The sequence below is a fragment of the Rhodopseudomonas sp. G2_2311 genome, assembly GCF_047501505.1.
In the GTDB taxonomy this organism is placed as follows: domain Bacteria; phylum Pseudomonadota; class Alphaproteobacteria; order Rhizobiales; family Xanthobacteraceae; genus Rhodopseudomonas; species Rhodopseudomonas palustris_H.
Genome location: NZ_JAZDRK010000002.1, coordinates 423,992 through 443,309 on the forward strand (window position 1 = coordinate 423,992; position 19,318 = coordinate 443,309).

The following is a 19,318-nucleotide window of genomic DNA, read 5'->3' on the forward strand; positions in this document are numbered from 1 at the left end:
TCCCCCAGCTCCCATTATTCTGCCGCGCGGTTTGCCCGTTCGGCGAGCTCTGCGCATCGCTCGATTAGCGCCTCGAACGGCTCGGCGTCTTCGAGCAGTAGCCCGTCGTCGACCATGCGCGCATAATCCGTGGCCAGCGCCGCGCGCGCTTCACCCGCCGGTGCGAGCTGCAGCTTCCCGCCGATGGCGTCGTCGTAGTCGATGGCCTCGCCATCGGCAGCCTTCTCCGCGAAGAACATGCTCTTATGGCGGGCGACCGCGCCGGCGAGATCACGGTCGGCCAGTGCGGCGGTGGCGATCCCCGCATCATCGAGTCGAACAACGTCATGCCAGTGGCGGGCGAAGCGCTCGCCACGCAGCCGTTCCTGCAGGCAGAAAACGTGCATCGCCGTCGCCTTCTCCCAGAAGGTCCGCTCGGCATGCATGACCCGCGGGCGCGCTGTTGGAAATTCGACGCCTTCGATCAGTCCGGCCGCGTCGCACACGACATCGCGCGGGCTCGCCGGCTCCCCCGTCGAGCGGGCGCCGAACTCCAGCATCACGCTCGGCGCCACATAACCCGATCCCGCCGAGGTCGCCTCATAGTCGACGAACAGCTTGTCGCCTTCGACCCTGAGCGTCGCGGGCAGCGATTGCGCGTCGATCACGCTGGCAAGTAGAGGTCGGACCATTCCATCGACCCATTCAGGCAGGCGATGCCGGACGGCTTTCGACCAGCGCTTCTCCTCGCTCCGATTTTTCGGCAGGGCCTCGCCATTCTCACCCACCAAGTCGGGGGCGATGGCGCGAATGTCATAGGTGAGGTCCACATCCTCGGAGAAGCGCTGGATGACGTGATACGCCTTCGACAGCGATGTACCGCCCTTGAATACGAGATGCTCGCCGAGGTCGGATCCGAACAGCGTCGCCAGGGTCCAGACGACCCACACGTCCTTTTCCAGCAGATGGAGTGGGCGGCCGGATCGATCGGCAGCGACTGCCAAGGCCTCGCGCCGATCGTCGGCCGACAATGTGAGAAACGCTTCAGCCATGCGCGACCTTGCCGACCGTTCTGGCGAGCCAGCTCGGGAGCTGGGGCGCGGCGGCGACAAGTTCGCCGAACGCGGACGACGGCAGCTTGTGCTTCAGTTGCTTCACGGCCGCTTCCGCCTTTTCCGGCCCCAGCCAGGCGAGCGCGCGCACGGCCCGACCGGCTGGCCGATCGGCCAGCGCCAACTGCCAGCGCGGCGCATGCCGTAGCTCGACGATTTGCTGGCCCAGATTCATGGTCCGGCTACGACCGGATGTCAGGTAGACCGACCGCACTGGCACCTGGGTCGTGAGGCCGAGCGCGTTGGCGGCGGCGGCGCCGTTCGGCACGATCACTTCACCGCGTTGGACCGCGAGAGCTTCGACGGCCTTTTCGACGGACGGTGCGCGAATGCCGAACCGGCTCGAAATCGGGCGCAGATAGACGCCGCGCCCGGCACGCATCAGCCGGCCGCGCTCAGCCAGTCGCGATAATGCCTGGTCCACCGCGGCGCGATTGCCGAGATGGAGCAAGCTTTTCGCCGCGATCGGAGCGCCTTCGGGCAAGCCCTCTGTATGCGCCAGAATCTGTTCTGTCAGTCGTTGCACGGCCAATCTCCTGTCAGAAATATACGCAGTTTTCTGACAATTTTCAACCAGGCTGCGACATGGCCCGGACCAGGGTGCCTCCTGAAGGGGAAAGGCCTCAAAGACCGCGCGGCCGAGTGGGCCGCCGGCTCCGAACCCGGCTACTTGGGAATCAATGCCTCGCTAATTGGGAATGAGGATGCCGCAATTGGAGGGGCAGGAGGGGAATGCCTTCCCCTACGGCCGAGCCAAGGTCTCGGCCGACCCCTTCTGCGGGGACACCCCCGCAACGCCCCGCGAAGAGTGAGAGTGGGGATCGGAGACCCATGACGGGTTGAGTGTCGAGAGAGAGGCTCTCGGCGCCCGTCATGGAGTTTGATCCCATGAACATGCAGGTTCTCGACGCCCGTCGCGACATGAGCGGTGGCTACAAGGTGGATTTCAGCCGCGGCGAGCGGATCGGCCGCGTTTCGTCGGAGTGGTTCTCTCGCCCTGATGACGAGCGTTATCTATCCCTGTCGGAGCTGGCGGATTCTGTGCGCAGCCGATCGGAGCGCAGCCGGACCCGCGTGGTAGAAACCGCGCTCATTCATGTCGAGGCGAGCCGCACCGATCCCGAGCGGTTGTCTCTCATACTGCCGGGTTCGGACACGCCCGTCGCACCGACGCACTGGAGCTTCGGTCAGCTCGCCAGCCAGGTCGGCGCGCCCGCCGCCTATCTCCGTCAGCTCCCCGCCGCACTGGCCGGCATCAATCTGCAATACGGTCTGACCTCGCATCGGGCCGAGCAGATCAAGGCGCTCGAAACCGACAACGCTCGCATCGAACTGCGCGCCGTCACCGGCCCCGACTACGGCCGAATCTATGACCACGAGCTGGTCGAGGCGGTGCAGCGCATCGCCGGCAACGGCGCCGGCGATACGAGGTGGAAAGTACCCGGCGTGCTCGATTGGTCGACGGGCGTCTACAATCCCCGCGTCGACATCACGAAGGACACGACGACGCTCTATGCCTCCGATCGCGACGTGTTCCTCTTCCTCGTGGACGACCTGAACCCCATCGAGGCCGGTCGGCTCCCCGACGGCTCCCCCGACCTCTATTTCCGCGGCTTCTATTGCTGGAATTCCGAGGTCGGCGCGAAGACGCTCGGCATGGCGAGCTTCTATCTCCGCGCGGTCTGCCAGAATCGAAACCTCTGGGGCGTGGAGGATTTCGAGGAGATCACCATCCGCCACTCGAAATACGCCGCCAACCGCTTCGCCCATGAGGCGGCGCCAGCGTTGCTCAACTTCGCCAACTCCTCGCCCATGCCCTTCGTTAATGGCATCAAGGCTGCCCGCGAGCGGATCGTGGCGAGGAACGACGAGGACCGCACCGACTTCCTGCGCCGCCGAGGCTTCTCCAAGGTCGAGACCGGCAAGATCATCGACGCGGTGCTCGCCGAAGAAGGCCGTCCGCCCGAAAGCATCTTCGATTTCGTGCAGGGCATTACCGCCGTCGCGCGGGACAAGCCTCACCAGGACGTTCGCCTCGACATGGAGGCCAAGGCAAAGAAGCTCATGGACCGGGCCGCCTGACTTCCGCAAAGCCGGAGATGCGGCTTTGCGTATCTCCGGCTTTCAACCCGGGTCACGCCCTTCGGCTGATTGGCAGTCGAAGGCCCGCCGATTGGTAGTGACCGGTTTCCTCTACCTTCCAGATCAATGGTTTCGCGGCGCTGCCCTCAGAGGAAGAGGGCGGCGCTGCGCTCCGTGACGGGTTGGAGGTCGAGAGAGAGGCTCTCGGCCGCCCGTCGCGGAGTAAATCCCGATGGCTACTGCCGTTCAGAAGATCACCCTGTCGTCCTCGCGCGACATCCCCTTCAACAAGCTGGTGCTGAGCCAGGCGAACGTCCGGCGTGTGAAGGCCGGCGTCTCGATCGAAGACCTGGCGGCCTCGATCGCGCGTCGCGGCCTCATCCAAAGCCTCCATGTTCGGCCGGTGCTTGACGTCGATGGTCAGGAGACCGCCATGTTCGAGGTGCCGGCCGGCGGGCGGCGCTATCGTGCGCTCGAGCTGCTGGTCAAGCAGAAGCGCTTGGCCAAGACCGCGCCGGTGCCGTGCGTCGTGTCGCGTGCGGACAGCGACATCCTCATCGACGAGCTTTCGCTGGCCGAAAACATCGAGCGCGCACCGCTTCATCCCCTCGATCAGTTCCGCGCCTTCCAAGCCATGCGCGAAAAGGGCATGACCGAGGAAGCCATCGCGGCAGCCTTTTTCGTGCCGGTGCAGGTGGTCAAGCAGCGCCTGCGGCTTGCCTCGGTCTCGCCGACGCTGCTCGATGTCTATGCCGACGATGGTATGACGCTGGAACAGCTCATGGCGTTCACCGTAACGGACGATCACGCGCGCCAGGAACAGGTCTGGGAGAACGTCCGCAATTCGTGGTCGAAGGAGCCTTATCAGATCAAGCGTATGCTGACGGAGACCACCGTGCGCGCGTCCGACAAGCGGGCGGTGTTCGTCGGCCTCGACGTCTATGAGGCGGCCGGCGGCTGCGTTCTGCGCGACCTCTTTCAGGATGACGACGGCGGCTGGCTGCAAGATCCCGCGCTGCTTGATCGTCTGGTCTCCGAGAAGCTGAAGGCCGCGGCCGAGGAGGTCGCCGGAGAGGGCTGGAAATGGATCGAGGTGGCGGTCAACTTCCCCTATGGTCACGATCACGGCTTGCGCGAGTTGGCCGGCGTCACGGTCGATATGACCGACGAGGAGCGGGCGACCCGCGAGGCGCTTCGCGACGAATACGATCGTCTCGAATCCAAATATGCCGAAGCCGACGAATTGCCCGACGAGATCGACCAGCGGCTCGGGGAATTCGAGCAGGCGCTCGACGCCTTCGAGCAGCGCCCCGTGCTCTATGATCCAGCCGACATCGCCATCGGCGGCGCCTTCGTCAGCATCGACGGCGAAGGCTCGCTCGTAGTCGATCGCGGCTATGTCCGCCCCGAGGACGAGCTTCCGGTCGAGCCCAAAAGCGGCGAGGCCCCTGCCGCGGACGACAGCGCTGGCGATCCGGTGGTTCCGACCGCCCAGCGCGCCGTCATCACCATCGGAGGCCAGCCCACGGAGACGGAGGAGGATGAGGACGATGGCGTCAAGCCGCTGCCCGAACGCCTCGTCATCGAGCTGACCGCGCACCGCACCCTCGCGTTGCGCGACGCCGTGGCGCAGAATCCGCACGTCGCCATGACGATGCTGCTCCACAAGCTCGTCTCCGAGACCTTCCTGCACAACTCCACGCCGGGGTGCCTGCACGCCAATGTGCGGCACGTCTTCTTCCCCGCGCAGGCTGACGATCTGAAGGACAGCCTCTCGGCGAAGAACGTCACCGAGCGCCAGGAAGCCTGGAAGCAGGACATCCCGGCCGACGACGACGCGCTCTGGAACTGGCTGACGACGCTCGACGACGCCAGCCGCATGGCGCTGCTCGCGCATTGCGTGAGCTACGGGGTGAACGCCCTCTACGAGCGGCCGAACCCTTACAGCGGCAACGGCGTCAGCGAGCATGGGCTCAATGTCCGTCTCGCCCAGGCCGACCGGCTCGCGCGCGCGACCGGACTCGATATGGTCGAGGTGGGCTGGCGGCCGACGTTCGGCAACTACCTCAACCGTGTCAGCAAGGCGCGCATTCTCGAAGCCGTCCGCGAAGGCGCCGGCGAACGGGCCGCCCAGCTCATCGACCACCTCAAGAAGGGCGACATGGCTAAGGAAGCCGAGCGGCTGCTCGCCGACACCGGCTGGCTGCCCGAGCCGCTGCGCCTCATCGATCTCGACGGCGGCCAGGCCGTGGAGACGCCCGCCGACGCCGACACTGGCGCCGACGCGGCGCTGCCGGATTTCCTCACCGAGGATGGCGGGGAGGAAACCTCGCTCGAAGACGAGGACGACGAGCTGGCGGCGGTCGCGGCTGAATAACGAGCACGGGCGGGGAGCGGCGCAAGTCGCTCCCCCATTTTTCAAGGAGACATCCCATGATCGAAGAGCGCGCGCCCACCTCTCGCCGCGTCGTCTTCCAATACCTCGTGCCCGTTCACGTCGAGGTCGAGGACGGCTTGGTCAGCCGCGTCGTCGTCATCGACGAAACGCCGGTGCGCGATCCGATCGTCGTCGAAGGCGAGGCGGCTTACCTGACGGAGGCCATCGCCGCCGCCGATGACGGTCAGCCGTGGCCGTCCTGGCAGTTCGGCTACTGACCGCATTTCCCCCTTCACCCCCACCACAAGCCCAGCTTCGCGCCGGGCTTTTTCGTTTCAGGAGCCTGCCATGGCCAACTACTTTACCCACTTTTCGTGCCTTCTCGAAGTCGGCACACCCGAGAACGCCGCCCGCGCGCTCGATCTCTACAACAAGCTCTCCGAGGAGGGCGCATCGGAGGAACCGCCGTCCGAGGGCTTCCTTCTCTCGATCCAGCCCGAGCATCGCGGAACCCAACTCTGGATGCGCGACGAGGAGACCGGCGATCCCGAACGGCTGATACAGTTCGTGAAGCTCTGCGCCGCAGAGTTCGGCCTGACGGGTCGCTGGGGCTTCCAATACGCCGACACCTGCTCACGCCCTCGCGTCAACGCCTTCAGGGGCGGCGCGCACGTTCTCGACCTCGCCACCGGCGAAACGGTCGCCTGGACCCACACGGATGGCTGGCTCGCCGAGGCGCTCTCCAGCGCGGGAGACCCGACATGAGCATCCCAGACTATGCGCGGACGAATTTCCAGACGCTATTGCGCGCGGCGGCAGACGGCAACCTCGCGCTCATGGAGTGCGCGGACGCCGAAACAGGCAAGCCGCGTTACGTCCTCTGCGCGGTCGGCCGCGACAGCGGCGATTACGTCTTCACCCCGTTCGGCCATCTCGCCGACGGCAACCCCTATGACGCCTATCTGCCGCCGGACCCTGACGATCCTGGCGGCTTCCTGCCCAAAGGCGACGAACATCAACCGGCGTGATGGATAGCGCCCGGCCTCGCGACCGGGCGCTTTTTCGTGCCGGCTACCGCCGTGCCCCGAGAGTGAGAGGCCCGCCGGGACGGAATGAGTCCGGGCCGGTCGAGAGAGAGCGCCGTCCGGGCTTTCCCGTTCCCGCTCTCCTGAAAGTCCCGCTCATGAACATCATGTCGCCCGTGACCGCTCCGGTCGCGCCCGCTGCCCCTGCGCCCGCTATCCTCGCGGCCGCCCATCACCTTCTCGGCCATCTCGAACGCGGCGAGCGCATTGACGCCCCGATCCTGCGCGCCGTGATGGAGGCCGCGTTCGGAGCTTCCGACGCCTCCGGCGCCTGGGCCTGGAAAGCGGCCTATGACGCCTGCGAGGCCGCGACCGTCCTGTTTCTCCGCAAATACGGACGTGCGCTTTTCCGCAAAGCCGCGTCTCCGGCTGCGCGGCTTTCCGCCTTGTCGAAGCTCACTGGCCTCCTGCCGACGCATACCCGTCGCTCGGAAGAGAGCCAGGCGCTCCAGCAATTCTCGACGCCCGTTCCGCTCGGCCTCGCCGCCGTGACGGCGGCCGCAATCATGCCGGCCGACATCGTTCTGGAGCCCTCCGCCGGCACAGGCCTGCTCGCCATCCTGGCCGAGATCACCGGCGGCACGCTCCTCCTCAACGAGCTGGCTGACACCCGCGCCGATCTGCTCGCCACCCTCTTTCCAGCCGTCACCGTCACGCGCTTCGACGCGGCCCAGATCGACGATCAGCTCGATCCTGCGGCGATCCCCAGCGTCGTGCTGATGAACCCGCCCTTCTCGGCGATGGCGAACGTCTCCGGCCGGGTCGCCGACGCCGCCTATCGGCATATCGCCTCGGCGCTGGCCCGGCTTGCCGACGGCGGGCGGCTGGTGGCGATCACCGGCGCCAGTTTCGGCCCGGACCTGCCGGCTTGGCGTGACGCCTTCGTCCGGCTTCAGCAACGCGGCACGATCGTCTTCACCGCGACGATCGACGGCTCGGTCTATGCCAAGCACGGCACGACCATCGACACGCGGCTGACCGTCATCGACAAGCGCCCCGCCGTCGATCCGGCAGTGTTTCCGATATCGGCGGGCACCGCGCCGGACGTCGCCACGCTGCTCGGCTGGATCGAGGCGCAGGCGCCGGCCCGCTTGGTCGCACAGCAGCGGTCGACTGTCGTCCCGGCAGGGTCTTCGCCCCCCCGCACAGTGCGCGGATATCTTGCGCGCAGCGCAACCGGCCGACCGGCGGCGCTGGCTTCGATCGAGCCCGAAGGCGTCGAACTCGCCTATGAGACCGTGGACTGGACGCCGCCGGAAGGCGCACGGCTGACCGACGCGATCTACGAGGAATATGCACTTCAGTCGATCCGCATCCCTGGCGCGCAGCCGCACCCGACCAAGCTGGTGCAGTCGGCAGCGATGGCGAGCGTCGCGCCGCCCAAGCCCAGCTACCGGCCCATGCTGTCGGCGAAAATCGTCTCCGATGGCCTGCTCTCCGACGCCCAGCTCGAGACGGTGATCTATGCCGGCGAGGCCCATGACGATTACCTCGCCGGATCGTGGACGGTGGACGAGACCTTCGACCTCGTTTCCGCCGCCGCCGAAGGCGCCGAGGGAGCCGTCCGCTTCCGGCGCGGCTTCATGCTCGGCGATGGCACCGGCGCGGGCAAGGGTCGCCAGGCCGCCGGCATCATCCTCGACAACTGGCTGCGCGGTCGCCGCAAGGCGGTCTGGATCAGCAAGTCCGACAAGCTCATCGAGGACGCCCAGCGTGATTGGTCGGCCCTCGGCATGGAGCGTCTGCTCATCACGCCGCTGTCCCGCTACCCGCAGGGCAAGTCCATCACGCTGGCGGAAGGCATCCTATTTACGACCTATGCCACGCTACGCTCCGACGACCGTGGCGAGAAGGTTTCGCGCGTCCGACAGATCGTTGAATGGTTGGGCTCCGATTGGGACGGAGTGCTCATTTTCGACGAGAGCCACGCGATGCAGAACGCCGGCGGCGGCAAGGGAGAGCGGGGCGATGTCGCCCCCTCGCAGCAGGGACGCGCGGGCCTGCGCCTTCAGCACGCGCTCGCGAAAGCCCGCGTCGTCTATGTCTCCGCCACGGGCGCCACGACCGTTCACAACCTGGCCTACGCGCAGCGGCTCGGTCTCTGGGGCGGCGAGGACTTCCCGTTCGCCAACCGCGCGGAGTTCGTCACCGCCATCGAGGACGGCGGCGTCGCGGCGATGGAGGTTCTGGCGCGCGATCTCCGCTCGCTCGGTCTCTATACCGCACGCTCGCTCTCCTATGACGGCGTGGAATACGAGCTGGTCGAGCACCCGCTCACCGACGAGCAGCGGCGCATCTACGACGCCTATGCCGAAGCGTTCAGCGTCATCCACAACCATCTCGACGCCGCGATGGAGGTTGCCAACATCACTGGCTCCGACGGCACGCTGAACCGCCAGGCCAAGTCCGCCGCGCGCTCGGCCTTCGAGTCCGCCAAGCAGCGCTTCTTCGGGCACCTGTTGACGTCGATGAAGACGCCGACCCTGATCCGCTCGATCGAGCGCGATCTCGATGACGGCCACGCCGCCGTGGTGCAGATCGTGTCCACTGGCGAGGCGCTGATGGAGCGCCGCCTGGCCGAGATTCCGACCGAGGAATGGAACGACGTGCGCGTCGACATCACGCCCCGGGAATACGTGCTCGACTATCTCGCCCATTCCTTCCCGGTGCAGCTCTACGAGCCTTTCACCGACGGCGAGGGGCATCTGTCCTCGCGGCCGGTCTATCGGGACGGCCAACCCGTCGAGAGCCGGGAGGCCATCGCCCGGCGTGAGGAGCTGATCGAACGGCTCGCCTCGCTGCCCCCGGTGCCTGGTGCGCTCGACCAGATCGTCCAGCGCTTCGGCACGGACATGGTGGCGGAGGTAACGGGGCGCTCGCGTCGTATCGTCCGCAAGGGCGAACGCTTCGTCGTCGAGAACCGCGCGCCCTCTGCCAATCTCGCCGAGACGGCCGCCTTCATGGACGATGTGAAGCGCGTGCTGGTGTTTTCGGACGCTGGCGGCACGGGCCGGAGCTACCATGCCGAACTCTCGGCCCGGAACCAGCGCCTGCGCGTCCACTACCTGCTTGAGCCAGGGTGGAAGGCCGACGCCGCCATTCAGGGCCTCGGCCGCACCAACCGCACCAACCAGGCGCAGCCGCCGCTCTTCCGTCCGATCGCAACGGACGTGAAGGCCGAGAAGCGCTTCCTCAGCACGATCGCCCGGCGTCTCGACACGCTGGGCGCGATCACGCGCGGGCAACGCCAGACCGGCGGCCAGGGCCTGTTCCGGCCCGAGGACAATCTGGAATCACCCCATGCCCGCGACGCGCTCCGCCAGCTCTATCTCCTGCTCGTGCGGGGCAAGGTCGAAGGCTGCTCGCTCGACCGCTTCGAGTCCGCCACCGGGCTTTCGCTCACGGACTCAAACGGCATCAGGGACGAGCTGCCGCCGATCACGACCTTCCTTAACCGGCTGCTGGCGTTGACCATCGAATTACAGGGCATCCTGTTCGCCGCCTTCGAGCAGCTTCTCGAGGCGAAGATCGCGGGCGCCATCGCCAGCGGCATCTATGACATGGGACTGGAGACGCTGACGGCGGAGAGCTTCGTCGTCACCGACCGGCGCACCATCTACACCCACCCGACGACCGGCACGGAAACCCGGCTGCTGACCATCACCGAGCGCCGACGCAATCGGCCGGTCACGCTCGCCGAAGCGCTTGACTATCTTTCCGATCTGGGCGCGGTCTTGCTGGTGAACGAACGCTCGGGTCGCGCCGCCGTGCAGATCCCCGCGCCGAGCATCATGCTCGACGACGGCGAGATCGAGCGCCGCGTTCGGCTGGTTCGGCCGATGGAGCACCACTACGCCTCGCACAAGATGATGGCGGACAGCCACTGGCAGCGGGCCGATCCTGACTCCTTTGCTGCGGTTTGGACTCGCGAGGTCTCCGAAGTTCCGGCGTTCGCCGAAAGCACGCTTCATATCGTCGCCGGCCTGTTGCTGCCGGTATGGAAGCGGCTGCCGGACGAGTCGACGCGGGTTTATCGCCTTCAGGCGGATAACGGCGAGCGCATCATCGGTCGTCGTGTCTCCCCGGCCTGGGCCGCGAACGCCACGAAGGCCGGCGCGACCACGCTCACAGCCGAAAGCGCCTATGCCGCATTGTTGGAAGGCCAGACGATCCTCGACTTGGCCGAGGGGCTTCAGCTTCGCCGCGTGCGTGCCATGGGCGCCAACCGCATCGAGCTGACCGGCTTCACCGAGGCGATGCGGGAACGCCTGCGCGCTTATGGCCTGTTCAGCGAGATCATCAGTTGGAAGCTCCGCTTCTTCGTCCCCGTGGAGGCTTCCGGTCCCGCCATCCTCGGCAAGCTGCTCGACACCTATCCGGTGGCGTGCATCTCCGAACGGGAGGCCGCGTGATGGCTCGTCACGATGCTTCCGATCTTGCACATCGTCTCGGCCGGCAGGCCGAGGCGGCGTGCCGTCGCTATCTCTCGAACGGCCGACGCCAGGGTAATTACTGGCAGGTCGGCGATGTTCGCAATTCAGTGGGGCGGTCCATGTTCGTCCGGCTGCGGGATTCCCCGAAAGGCCCGGCCGGCAAATGGACCGACGCCGCCACCGGCGAGCATGGCGATCTGCTCGACGTGATCCGCGAAACGCTCGGCCTCAGCGACTTCGCCGATGTCGCCGAAGAGGCGCGAAGCTTCCTCAGCCTGCCGCGTCCCGATCCTGAACCGTGCCCGCAGAAGCGGCATATGGCTCCAGCGCCATCGGGCTCCGCCGAGGCAGCGCGACGGTTGTTCGCCATGTCGCATCCGATCGCAGGCACGCTCGTAGAGACGTATCTGCGCAATCGCGGCATTACGCTTCTGCACGGAACAGCAAGCCTTCGCTTCCATCCCCGCTGCTATTATCGGCCCGACGAGCACAGTCCGACCGAAATCTGGCCGGCGATGATCGCCGCCGTCACCGATCTTAGCGGACGGATCACCGGCGCACATCGCACCTGGCTCGATCCGCACGGCTTCACCGAGGCTACGCTCGGCAAGGCGCCGATCGACACGCAGCGCAAGGCGATGGGCGACCTGCTCGGCCATGCAGTTCGCTTCGGCATCCCTGGCGACGTGATGGCGGCTGGCGAAGGCATCGAGACCATGCTGTCGCTCCGACAGGTTCTACCCGACATGGCGATGGCCCCGGCACTCTCGGCCGCACATCTCGCCGCTGTCCTGTTCCCGCCGACGCTGCGCCGACTCTATATCGTCCGCGACAACGACCCGGCCGGTGACGGTGCGCGGGACAGCCTGATCGAACGGGCGAACGCCGAGGGGATCGAGGCCATTCCGTTGTCCCCGGCGCGCGGCGACTTCAACGAAGATCTCCGCACGTTCGGTGCCGGCGCACTTCGGGCAGGCGTCCGTGTCCAGCTCGCCCCGCAGGACGTCGCCCGCTTCCTGGCCCTGGCGGCATAGCCCGGAAGGGAAAGGCTGGCGGCGGCCCGCGACCGCCATACCCGCCCGGATGCATGTGACCATCGGAGAGAACCGCGCCTCGGCCTTCGAGAGGGCGATCGGCCCACAAACGGGCCAGCCCGGCAATGGCGGCGACCGACTATTTTCCGGCGGCGGGCCAAGGCCCGCCTTTCCATCGCGAGGCAAAATAGTCGGCCTTAGCCATCGAGGCCCTCGCTCCGCTCGGGCTGCCGGCCCGTCCCGCCCGTGGGCTTCGTCGCCATGAAGGCCGCGACGGTCGCGGTCCAACCGACGGAGCATCCTATGAGCGAGCATGACGAGCACGAACCCGATCACGCCTCATCCCAAACCGACTACCTCATCCAGGAGCTTCAGCTTTACGGCTGGCGTCCCTTCCAGGACGAACCCGACCAACGGCTGCTGCCCGACGGCAACCAGGTCGCCGGCGCAATCGCCGACATCTTCGACGCGCTGATCGTGGCACTGCAGGACACCCGCCTCGAGCCCGATCTCGACGATCTCCTCTGGTCGACTGTCAACGTCTTTCACCGCGCCACCGGCCGGATCGACCGTGAACTCGACGACAACGAGCAGGCGCAGAAGCGCGCGCAGCGGGAGCAGGACGGCAGCGAGGTCAAGTCGGTCGAACTGGAACGCTTGATCGCGGAGGGCAAGACCCTGGTGGAACGCCAGACCACGTTCGAGCTGATGCGCGACCAGGCCGCCGAACACTATGAGCGCCACGTCGGCAAAGTCTGGCTCCCCCGCACGGGCTCACGGGTCAATCATCGCAATCTCACCGCGACCATGATCGACAGCCGCGACTTCCTCATGGCGAAGAAGCACGCCGAACAGAGCGTTCTGCTCCCTCCAGGTCCGAAAATCGTCGTCACGGGCGGCCTCGACTTCAACGACCACCGCTTGATCTGGACCAAGCTCGATCAGGTCCACGAGAAGTATCCCGACATGGTGCTGGTCCACGGCAAGTCGCCGAAAGGCGCCGAGAAGATTGCGTCGCTATGGGCGAAGAACCGCAATGTCCCGCAGATCGGCTTCGCGCCCGATTGGGCCAAACATGGACGGGCCGCACCGTTCAAACGCAATGACGATATGCTCGAAATCGTGCCGAAGGGCGTGATGCACTTTCCCGGCAACGGCATCAATGACAACCTCGCCGACAAGGCCCGCAAGCTTGGCATCCAGGTCTGGAAGCATGGCGGCGCGTGAGCGCCGCCTTTATCCCAAGCCGTTCGTGATTCATCTGCACTGGCCTTGAAGCACTTCACCGCGACCGAGATCAGGTGACGCGGCTTTCAGGACTTTGGCCCGAACGACTCGGCATCAACCCAACTCCCATCGACCGGGGATCCTCCCCGCTTCTTCGCGCTGATCCTTGGTCCGGCCGGGGGCCTGACGCCATCAACCCGTAAAGGGTCGGACTACGCAAGCGTGCCGCCGCTCCGGCTTCGCCTGCGCGGTGATTGCGGCCCTCGGCCGGACACATCGGGCGCCTGTCAGCGGGGGGCGGTCCTCCGCTCGAACAGGAGCCGGCAAGATGTCTCTCAACGACGCTCACGCTTTCGCTTTCAGCCTCGCCACCACGCTGATGGTCGCCATCGTTATCTTCCGCGCCGGTGACGGCAGCCTCTCGGTCATGCCCGCCGCAGAATACGACGGTGACGTCTCGGAGATCGTCCACGAGGTCGATCCCTTCGCCCCTTGACGGCGTAAACACCGTCGCGCGGGACGCGGGAACCTTGACGGTTTCCACTCCCGTCGACGTTGATCTTTTGCTATACTTCGAGCCGCGCCGTGGTGGTGGTGGAAGGCGTAACCGTCGGAATTTTCTCGCGGAGCACCACCATGATCTTTCTCGGCATTCTCCTCAGCATCGTCGTCATAGGCTTTTTCTGCTGGTTGCTGTTCACGCTCGCCGTTTTCGCGCTGCCCTTTTTTGCCGGCGTCACGGTAGGCACCTGGGCCTATCACACCGGCGCGGGCTGGCTCGGGGCGATCGTGATCGGCGTTGTCGGCGCAGGACTGACCCTCGGTATCGGGCAGATCCTGCTCATGGTCGTGCGCCCGCTTTGGGCGAGGCTTCTGATAGCGCTGGTCTTTGTCGCGCCCGCCGTCATCGCCGGCTATCACGCCACGCATGGCATCGTGAAGCACACCATGCCGTCGGAGACCTGGCAGGTCGTGTTCTCCGTCATCGGCGCTGTTGCAGTTGGCGTCACGGCGTTCCTGCGGGTTGCGGGAATGGCGGCCGCTGGCTCCTCCGGCCAGAACCTCGCACGAGCCTGATTTTCCCACGTCCGCCGGAAGGACCAAGCTTGCGATATTGACGCCGCCACATCGTCTTCCTGTTGGTATGAGGCGGTGGAACCCGGATCATGCAAAGGCCCGTCGCGCGCTGCATCCGCTGGACCGCTTGAACCACGTCACCCGTCGAGTGGACGGGCGATCAGCACGGGGAAAAGGGCGTTTTCACCAATAGCATCGGCGTGAACAAAGGCGCAGGCAGGCCTGAAAAAGACGGGGGAGACTGCGCCGGTTGGGATCGACCGGGTCCATCTGCCGGTTTCGGAAGTCGCCATCGTCACCATTTCTTCCGTCTCCAGACCGCTCCAAACGGCCTCTTCAAATGGCTTGATCTGGCCGAAGGTCGGCTGCGCCTCGACCGCCTATGGCGCAACAGCCGCGTCCAACTTTCTTCCCCTGCCGGCTGCGCCGCCATTCCTCGCGGAACAAGAAAGTCCTCCTTAGCTGTCAAGCCCCTGCGGGGTGCGCCGTCGGTCGCCTCCTGCCTGTCGATCGCCATCGAGGCCGCAATGGTGCGGGCTCGAAAACGGAACTGGAGACTTACAATGGCGACCATCGGCACCTTCAAGAAGACCGGCTCGAACGAGTTCACCGGCGAAATCGTCACCCTCAGCGTCCAGGCCAAGGGCGTGCGCATCGTCCCCGACACCCGCGCCACCGGCGAAAACGCCCCTAGCCATCGCGTGCTGGTCGGCCGCGCCGAGATCGGCGCCGCCTGGTCCAAGCGGTCCAACGAGGGCCGCGACTACCTGGGCCTCAAGCTCGACGATCCGAGCTTCAACGCTCCCATCTACGCCAACCTCTTCGACGACGAGGAGGGCGAGGGCTACTCGCTGATCTGGTCCCGCCCCAACGGTCGGCGGGGCGACTAAGCGACGAGCAAGGCCCCGGCCGAATGGCCGGGGCCTTCTGCTTGCCCGCAACCCGCACGAACGCCATGACGCCGCCCATGGGCCGTTGCGCTGGGCCGAATCACCCGCGCCGCTTGACCAGCTTGTCCGGTAATGCAGGCCATCAAGGCTGGTGAGTGAAGCCAAGAGCGACTATTATAGTCGTAGTTTTGGCGTGCGCGCAGGTCCGTGTGGGAGGTGATCATGGATGATCACCGCCCGACAGTCGCGGGCCGCGCGAGCCTTGCTGGGTTGGACACAGGAAACGCTTGCTGACGAGGCCCGAGTATCACTGACCGCGCTCAAGCGCCTCGAATCGGAAAACGGCTTCGAGGTCTATGAGTCGACGCGCGATCAAGTGCGCAGGGCGTTCGAGGCAGCCGGCATCGTCCTTTTGTCCACGGACAAAGGCGAAGGTGTGCTTCTTCTGCATGAGCGAACCGAGCGAAAGAGCCGGTAAAGTCCATCTGGCGCAATATACCCCGCCCGACTATTTTCGTTTCCGTCATGCTGCGGCGCAATGGCGAGCATCAAGCCGTTAACAAAAGGGATACGGTGCCGTGATGGGACAAGCGCCCCCACAATTTCTGGACGAACCGCCATCGAGCCAAACGCTAACGTCCTATGACCGGGAGCATATGGTGCTTTACTTGCGCCTGCTCGATTCGGCGCGCGATGGCGCGGACTGGCGGGAGGCTGTCCAGATTCTGTTCGGCCTCGATCCCGAGTGCGATCCCGAGCGGTGCCGACATATCCATCAGACCCATCTGGCGCGCGCTCATTGGATGACCGCGCACGGCTATCGGGAGTTGGTTCGGGAGAGCCAACGTCCTTAGTCGGCATGATGTCGCCAGGACATCACCTGTTGCAGATAGCTGGTCTTCCCAACAACAACCTGTCCGGGAAATCTAACCCTCCCACAAGTCCATAGAACGAGACGAAGGGGAGGATGTCCGTGACGCCAGACGCATCCCGATGGCGCTCTTCGGCAAACTACGATCATGTCGAGGATTTGACCGCATCCAATCTGGCCTGGGAGTGGCTCCGTCGTAACGACGCCTACGACCAGGACTTCCAGGCGCTGTCCCGTGCTGACGCTGATCCTCCGCTGCTCATAGAAACCATCCGGCAACGCTGGGGGCTACGATTTCCCGATAGACCCGCTCCACGCCCCACCGGACGCACCCGTTCTTTGGTCGCCGCAGGAGGATACGAGCGTCGTCGTTCTCTCGTCGGCACCAGCCCTTCTAGCTACGGCTGCTGACGCCCGCCCTTTTCCGGCCGGCCAGGTCACGCTGGCCGACGAGGACGGCGCACACGCCCTCTACGACCTCGGCAATGCGCAGTCCCTCCAGCTTCTGCGCCTCGATCCGAGCAGTACGACGCTCGCAGCCGTCGTGCCGCTCAGCATCACGGGCTTCGACCGCCTGGAGGCCGTCATGCGCCTTCTTTCGGCGCTGCATGGCCGCGTCATTCCGCCCGACACGCGCCTCACTCGCCAGCAGCGAGCGAGAGCACGCCGCATGTTGCAGGCCTTCGACGGCGCCCGTGATGGCGCCACCCAGCTAGAGATCGCAGAGGTCATCTTCCGCATCGGCTCCATCAGCCGCGACGAGTGGCAGGCATCTTCCACCCGTCACGCCGTCATGTCTCTCTTGCGCGACGCCCGCGCCATGATCGCGGGCGGCTACCGCAAACTTCTCCGGCACCGCCATCGCCGCTAATTCCCGCCGCGCCCCAGCGGTGTGGGATTTTGGGTCCCCCCAACTCCCCACGACAACTCGCCGGTTTCGCTCCGCCATCGTGGTCGCCGTCCGCCGCTGATCTTCAGCGGCCGCCCGCACCCCTACGGAGGCCCGATCTATGCGACCCGATACCGCCGTTTTGCCGCCGCGCTTCCTGCGCACCAAAGAAGCCGCCGAGTTTCTCAGCCTTTCCTCGCGCACGCTCGAAAAGCACCGGACCTATGGGACCGGGCCAGCCTATCGGAAGCTCGGCGGCCGCGTCGTCTATTCCGTCGACGATCTCGAAACCTGGGCAGCCCGAGGCGCCGTTACCTCGACCTCCGATCCGCGCGGACAGGTGCTGCCAGCGAAGCGGCAATCGACGGCCGACACTCTGCCCCGCCGCGCCGCACGCTGATCGCGGACAACTCCCGAATGGCGGCGCGGCCTCGTCCCCTATCGGAGCGCGGACAGCTCGACCTGTTTCGGGCGCTCCCCGGCGACTTCGCGCCACGAGACGCACAGGATCTCATGGCCTATCCCTTCTTCTCCCTCTCCAAAACGCATCGCATCGCGCCGATCGACTTCGCCGCCGGCAACGTCGCGATCCGGGTCGAGGCCGTGCCCGACCACGGCATGGCCACGATTTGGGACGCGGACATTCTGATCTGGGCGGCGAGCCAGATCGTCGAGGCGCGCGACGCAGGCTTGCGCACTTCACGGCTGATGGCTGCCACGCCCTATGAAATCCTGAACTATATCGGCCGCGGCACGTCGCTTCGCGACTACCAGCGCCTCAAGGCGGCGCTGGACCGGCTGCAGTCGACCACGGTGTCCACCTCGATCCGCCAGCCGACCGAGGGTCGCCGCCATCGCTTCTCCTGGATCAACGAATGGCAAGAGCGCACCGACCGCGCCGGAAAGCCCGCCGGCATCGAGCTGATCGTGCCCGACTGGTTCTACCAGGCCGTGCTCGACGACGCGCTCGTCCTCACCATCGACCGCGCCTATTTCGACCTGACGGGCGGGCTCGACCGCTGGCTCTACCGGCTCGTTCGCAAGCATGGCGGCCGTCAACGCGACGGCTGGCGTTTCGATTTCCGCCACCTCCATCAGAAATCTGGCGGCCTCTCGCCCTTCAAACGCTTCGCCTTCGAGCTGCGCGACATCATCCGTCGCCAGCCGCTGCCCGGCTACACGCTGTTCATCGAGGTCGAGATCGGCGGCCGGACGCTGCTCGCCTTCGAGCCGGCGGCCCCCTGTGGAAAAGTTGGGGACGGCCCCGTGCTATCGGGAACCGGCAATATCGTGCCATCAGGAACCCGACTGTCGTGCTATCGGGAACCCAAACAGCTCCTAACTCCCGGCAGCAAAAGCGAAAATCGCGCCCTTAACTTAGAGTCTAACGAAGAATCTAACTTTGAAGAGCGCGCGCGCGATGTGGATAACATCGCTTCGGGGACTTCAAGCACATCCCGAATAACCCCGAAAGACGGCAGCGAAAGCACATCGTTCCGTAAAGGCGATTTTACGGATCGGGATGCGACCGTCACCCCGCAGCCTCCTCTCGACACTTCGAGAGGTGTGCGATGATCGTGGCCTTCCTCAATCAGAAGGGCGGTGTCGGCAAGACGACGCTCGCGCTCAATCTCGCCGGAGAATGGGCCGCAAAGGGGAAGCGCGTCACGCTGGTCGATGCCGATCCGCAAGGCTCGGCGCTCGACTGGTCGCAGCAGCGCGCGCGGGAGGGCGTCCCTCGGCGTTTCGGTGTCGTCGGCCTGGCCCGCGACACGCTGCACCGGGAAGCGCCCGAGCTGGCGCGCGACGCCGATCATGTCGTCATCGACGGGCCGCCGCGTGTCGCCGGGCTCATGCGCTCGGCGCTGCTCGCGGCCGACCTGGTGTTGATCCCCGTGCAGCCGTCCCCGTTCGACGGGTGGGCGTCAGCCGAGATGCTGGCGCTCGTTGCCGAGGCGCGCATCTACCGGCCGGCGCTGATCGCTCGCTTCGTGCTGAACCGCTGCGGCGCGCGCACCGTCATCGCGCGGGAGACAGCCGAGACGCTGGCCGACCACGACCCGCCGGTGCTCACCAGCGCCATCGGCCAGCGCGTCGCCTTCGCCGCCACAGCCCAATCGGGCCGCCTGGTCTCCGAACTTGATGACGCGGATCTCGCCACGCGCGAGATCGCCGCGCTGGCGAGCGCGATCGAGCGCCTCGGCGTCGGGAGGATCGCCCTATGACGATCCTGACTGGCGATTGCCGCGAATTGATGCCGGC

At 66.0% G+C, this 19,318-nt stretch carries 21 protein-coding genes; 18 read left to right on the forward strand and 3 right to left on the reverse strand.

The annotated features are described in order from the left end of the window. Window positions 1-14: 14 nt before the first annotated feature. Window positions 15-1,031 (reverse strand): nucleotidyl transferase AbiEii/AbiGii toxin family protein, encoded by a 1,017-nt coding sequence (locus VRZ08_RS04880; RefSeq protein WP_414531756.1) that lies wholly within the window; start codon window positions 1,029-1,031, stop codon window positions 15-17. Next, window positions 1,024-1,617, reverse strand: a complete 594-nt coding sequence (locus VRZ08_RS04885) for a DUF6088 family protein (RefSeq protein ID WP_414531757.1) — start codon at window positions 1,615-1,617, stop codon at window positions 1,024-1,026. Before VRZ08_RS04885 ends, VRZ08_RS04880 begins: the two co-directional genes overlap by 8 nt. Window positions 1,618-1,979: 362 nt before the next feature. Between VRZ08_RS04885 and VRZ08_RS04890 the strand changes: the two genes are divergently transcribed. The 14 genes from VRZ08_RS04890 to VRZ08_RS04955 all read left to right on the forward strand — a co-directional run bounded on the left by VRZ08_RS04890 (window position 1,980) and on the right by VRZ08_RS04955 (window position 16,578). Then, window positions 1,980-3,173 carry a DUF932 domain-containing protein gene (locus VRZ08_RS04890; protein WP_414531758.1) on the forward strand — a complete coding sequence of 398 codons (1,194 nt, stop codon included), beginning with the start codon at window positions 1,980-1,982 and terminating at the stop codon, window positions 3,171-3,173. A gap of 232 nt (window positions 3,174-3,405) precedes the next feature. After that, window positions 3,406-5,550 carry a ParB/RepB/Spo0J family partition protein gene (locus VRZ08_RS04895; RefSeq protein WP_414531759.1) on the forward strand — a complete coding sequence of 715 codons (2,145 nt, stop codon included), beginning with the start codon at window positions 3,406-3,408 and terminating at the stop codon, window positions 5,548-5,550. 56 nt (window positions 5,551-5,606) lie between these two features. Further along, entirely contained in the window at window positions 5,607-5,828 is a 222-nt protein-coding gene (locus tag VRZ08_RS04900) for a hypothetical protein (protein ID WP_414531760.1), read from the forward strand. Between the two features lie 70 nt (window positions 5,829-5,898). After that, window positions 5,899-6,315 carry a hypothetical protein gene (locus tag VRZ08_RS04905; RefSeq protein WP_414531761.1) on the forward strand — a complete coding sequence of 139 codons (417 nt, stop codon included), beginning with the start codon at window positions 5,899-5,901 and terminating at the stop codon, window positions 6,313-6,315. Next, on the forward strand, window positions 6,312-6,578 hold the full coding sequence (locus VRZ08_RS04910) for a DUF6117 family protein (RefSeq protein ID WP_414531762.1): 267 nt from the start codon (window positions 6,312-6,314) through the stop codon (window positions 6,576-6,578). The genes VRZ08_RS04905 and VRZ08_RS04910 overlap by 4 nt, the downstream gene beginning before the upstream one ends. A gap of 155 nt (window positions 6,579-6,733) precedes the next feature. Continuing rightward, on the forward strand, window positions 6,734-11,047 hold the full coding sequence (locus VRZ08_RS04915; protein ID WP_414531763.1) for a strawberry notch-like NTP hydrolase domain-containing protein: 4,314 nt from the start codon (window positions 6,734-6,736) through the stop codon (window positions 11,045-11,047). Next, a complete protein-coding gene (locus VRZ08_RS04920) occupies window positions 11,047-12,102 on the forward strand; it encodes a toprim domain-containing protein (protein ID WP_414531764.1) in 1,056 nt (351 codons plus the stop codon). Before VRZ08_RS04915 ends, VRZ08_RS04920 begins: the two co-directional genes overlap by 1 nt. Window positions 12,103-12,405: 303 nt before the next feature. Beyond that, the gene (locus VRZ08_RS04925) at window positions 12,406-13,329 is read left to right on the forward strand and encodes a DUF2493 domain-containing protein (protein ID WP_414531765.1); all 924 of its coding nucleotides are present in this window, start codon (window positions 12,406-12,408) and stop codon (window positions 13,327-13,329) included. Window positions 13,330-13,657: 328 nt separating this feature from the next. Beyond that, on the forward strand, window positions 13,658-13,825 hold the full coding sequence (locus VRZ08_RS04930; RefSeq protein ID WP_414531766.1) for a hypothetical protein: 168 nt from the start codon (window positions 13,658-13,660) through the stop codon (window positions 13,823-13,825). 140 nt (window positions 13,826-13,965) lie between these two features. Then, window positions 13,966-14,406, forward strand: a complete 441-nt coding sequence (locus VRZ08_RS04935) for a hypothetical protein (RefSeq protein ID WP_414531831.1) — start codon at window positions 13,966-13,968, stop codon at window positions 14,404-14,406. A gap of 563 nt (window positions 14,407-14,969) precedes the next feature. Next, window positions 14,970-15,296, forward strand: a complete 327-nt coding sequence (locus VRZ08_RS04940; RefSeq protein ID WP_414531767.1) for a DUF736 domain-containing protein — start codon at window positions 14,970-14,972, stop codon at window positions 15,294-15,296. A gap of 226 nt (window positions 15,297-15,522) precedes the next feature. Then, window positions 15,523-15,774, forward strand: coding sequence for a helix-turn-helix domain-containing protein (locus VRZ08_RS04945; RefSeq protein WP_414531768.1), 252 nt, complete (start codon window positions 15,523-15,525; stop codon window positions 15,772-15,774). Between the two features lie 103 nt (window positions 15,775-15,877). Beyond that, a complete protein-coding gene (locus tag VRZ08_RS04950) occupies window positions 15,878-16,150 on the forward strand; it encodes a DNA -binding domain-containing protein (protein WP_414531769.1) in 273 nt (90 codons plus the stop codon). Window positions 16,151-16,263: 113 nt separating this feature from the next. Further along, entirely contained in the window at window positions 16,264-16,578 is a 315-nt protein-coding gene (locus VRZ08_RS04955) for a transcriptional regulator domain-containing protein (RefSeq protein WP_414531770.1), read from the forward strand. Here VRZ08_RS04955 and VRZ08_RS04960 read toward each other — a convergent pair. Further along, complete coding sequence (locus tag VRZ08_RS04960) at window positions 16,562-16,777, reverse strand: hypothetical protein (protein WP_414531840.1); 216 nt, start codon at window positions 16,775-16,777, stop codon at window positions 16,562-16,564. The genes VRZ08_RS04955 and VRZ08_RS04960 overlap by 17 nt on opposite strands. On the opposite strand from VRZ08_RS04960, the gene VRZ08_RS04965 reads away from it, so the two are divergent. From VRZ08_RS04965 to parA, 4 genes are all read left to right on the forward strand, one after another. Next, entirely contained in the window at window positions 16,754-17,038 is a 285-nt protein-coding gene (locus VRZ08_RS04965) for a DUF2285 domain-containing protein (protein ID WP_414531832.1), read from the forward strand. The two genes, VRZ08_RS04960 and VRZ08_RS04965, sit on opposite strands and share 24 nt — an antisense overlap. 139 nt (window positions 17,039-17,177) lie before the next feature. Then, window positions 17,178-17,456 carry a helix-turn-helix transcriptional regulator gene (locus VRZ08_RS04970; protein WP_414531771.1) on the forward strand — a complete coding sequence of 93 codons (279 nt, stop codon included), beginning with the start codon at window positions 17,178-17,180 and terminating at the stop codon, window positions 17,454-17,456. Window positions 17,457-17,473: 17 nt separating this feature from the next. Beyond that, window positions 17,474-18,631: a replication initiator protein A gene (locus tag VRZ08_RS04975; protein WP_414531772.1), complete on the forward strand. Its 1,158-nt coding sequence runs from the start codon at window positions 17,474-17,476 to the stop codon at window positions 18,629-18,631. Beyond that, the gene (parA, locus tag VRZ08_RS04980) at window positions 18,628-19,281 is read left to right on the forward strand and encodes a ParA family partition ATPase (RefSeq protein WP_414531773.1); all 654 of its coding nucleotides are present in this window, start codon (window positions 18,628-18,630) and stop codon (window positions 19,279-19,281) included. The genes VRZ08_RS04975 and parA overlap by 4 nt, the downstream gene beginning before the upstream one ends. Window positions 19,282-19,318 lie beyond the last annotated feature (37 nt).

Bases quoted from the DNA above. Each gene is read 5' to 3' on its own strand.
- VRZ08_RS04950 (WP_414531769.1), top strand. From the start codon at position 15,878: ATGGGACAAGCGCCCCCACAATTTCTGGACGAACCGCCATCGAGCCAA.
- VRZ08_RS04945 (WP_414531768.1), top strand. From the start codon at position 15,523: ATGATCACCGCCCGACAGTCGCGGGCCGCGCGAGCCTTGCTGGGTTGG.
- VRZ08_RS04880 (WP_414531756.1), bottom strand. From the start codon at position 1,031: ATGGCTGAAGCGTTTCTCACATTGTCGGCCGACGATCGGCGCGAGGCC.
- VRZ08_RS04940 (WP_414531767.1), top strand. From the start codon at position 14,970: ATGGCGACCATCGGCACCTTCAAGAAGACCGGCTCGAACGAGTTCACC.
- parA (WP_414531773.1), top strand. From the start codon at position 18,628: ATGATCGTGGCCTTCCTCAATCAGAAGGGCGGTGTCGGCAAGACGACG.
- VRZ08_RS04970 (WP_414531771.1), top strand. From the start codon at position 17,178: ATGCGACCCGATACCGCCGTTTTGCCGCCGCGCTTCCTGCGCACCAAA.
- VRZ08_RS04965 (WP_414531832.1), top strand. From the start codon at position 16,754: ATGCGCCTTCTTTCGGCGCTGCATGGCCGCGTCATTCCGCCCGACACG.
- VRZ08_RS04930 (WP_414531766.1), top strand. From the start codon at position 13,658: ATGTCTCTCAACGACGCTCACGCTTTCGCTTTCAGCCTCGCCACCACG.
- VRZ08_RS04910 (WP_414531762.1), top strand. From the start codon at position 6,312: ATGAGCATCCCAGACTATGCGCGGACGAATTTCCAGACGCTATTGCGC.
- VRZ08_RS04900 (WP_414531760.1), top strand. From the start codon at position 5,607: ATGATCGAAGAGCGCGCGCCCACCTCTCGCCGCGTCGTCTTCCAATAC.
- VRZ08_RS04955 (WP_414531770.1), top strand. From the start codon at position 16,264: ATGTCCGTGACGCCAGACGCATCCCGATGGCGCTCTTCGGCAAACTAC.
- VRZ08_RS04960 (WP_414531840.1), bottom strand. From the start codon at position 16,777: ATGCAGCGCCGAAAGAAGGCGCATGACGGCCTCCAGGCGGTCGAAGCC.
- VRZ08_RS04935 (WP_414531831.1), top strand. From the start codon at position 13,966: ATGATCTTTCTCGGCATTCTCCTCAGCATCGTCGTCATAGGCTTTTTC.
- VRZ08_RS04905 (WP_414531761.1), top strand. From the start codon at position 5,899: ATGGCCAACTACTTTACCCACTTTTCGTGCCTTCTCGAAGTCGGCACA.
- VRZ08_RS04975 (WP_414531772.1), top strand. From the start codon at position 17,474: ATGGCGGCGCGGCCTCGTCCCCTATCGGAGCGCGGACAGCTCGACCTG.
- VRZ08_RS04890 (WP_414531758.1), top strand. From the start codon at position 1,980: ATGAACATGCAGGTTCTCGACGCCCGTCGCGACATGAGCGGTGGCTAC.
- VRZ08_RS04895 (WP_414531759.1), top strand. From the start codon at position 3,406: ATGGCTACTGCCGTTCAGAAGATCACCCTGTCGTCCTCGCGCGACATC.
- VRZ08_RS04915 (WP_414531763.1), top strand. From the start codon at position 6,734: ATGAACATCATGTCGCCCGTGACCGCTCCGGTCGCGCCCGCTGCCCCT.
- VRZ08_RS04925 (WP_414531765.1), top strand. From the start codon at position 12,406: ATGAGCGAGCATGACGAGCACGAACCCGATCACGCCTCATCCCAAACC.
- VRZ08_RS04920 (WP_414531764.1), top strand. From the start codon at position 11,047: ATGGCTCGTCACGATGCTTCCGATCTTGCACATCGTCTCGGCCGGCAG.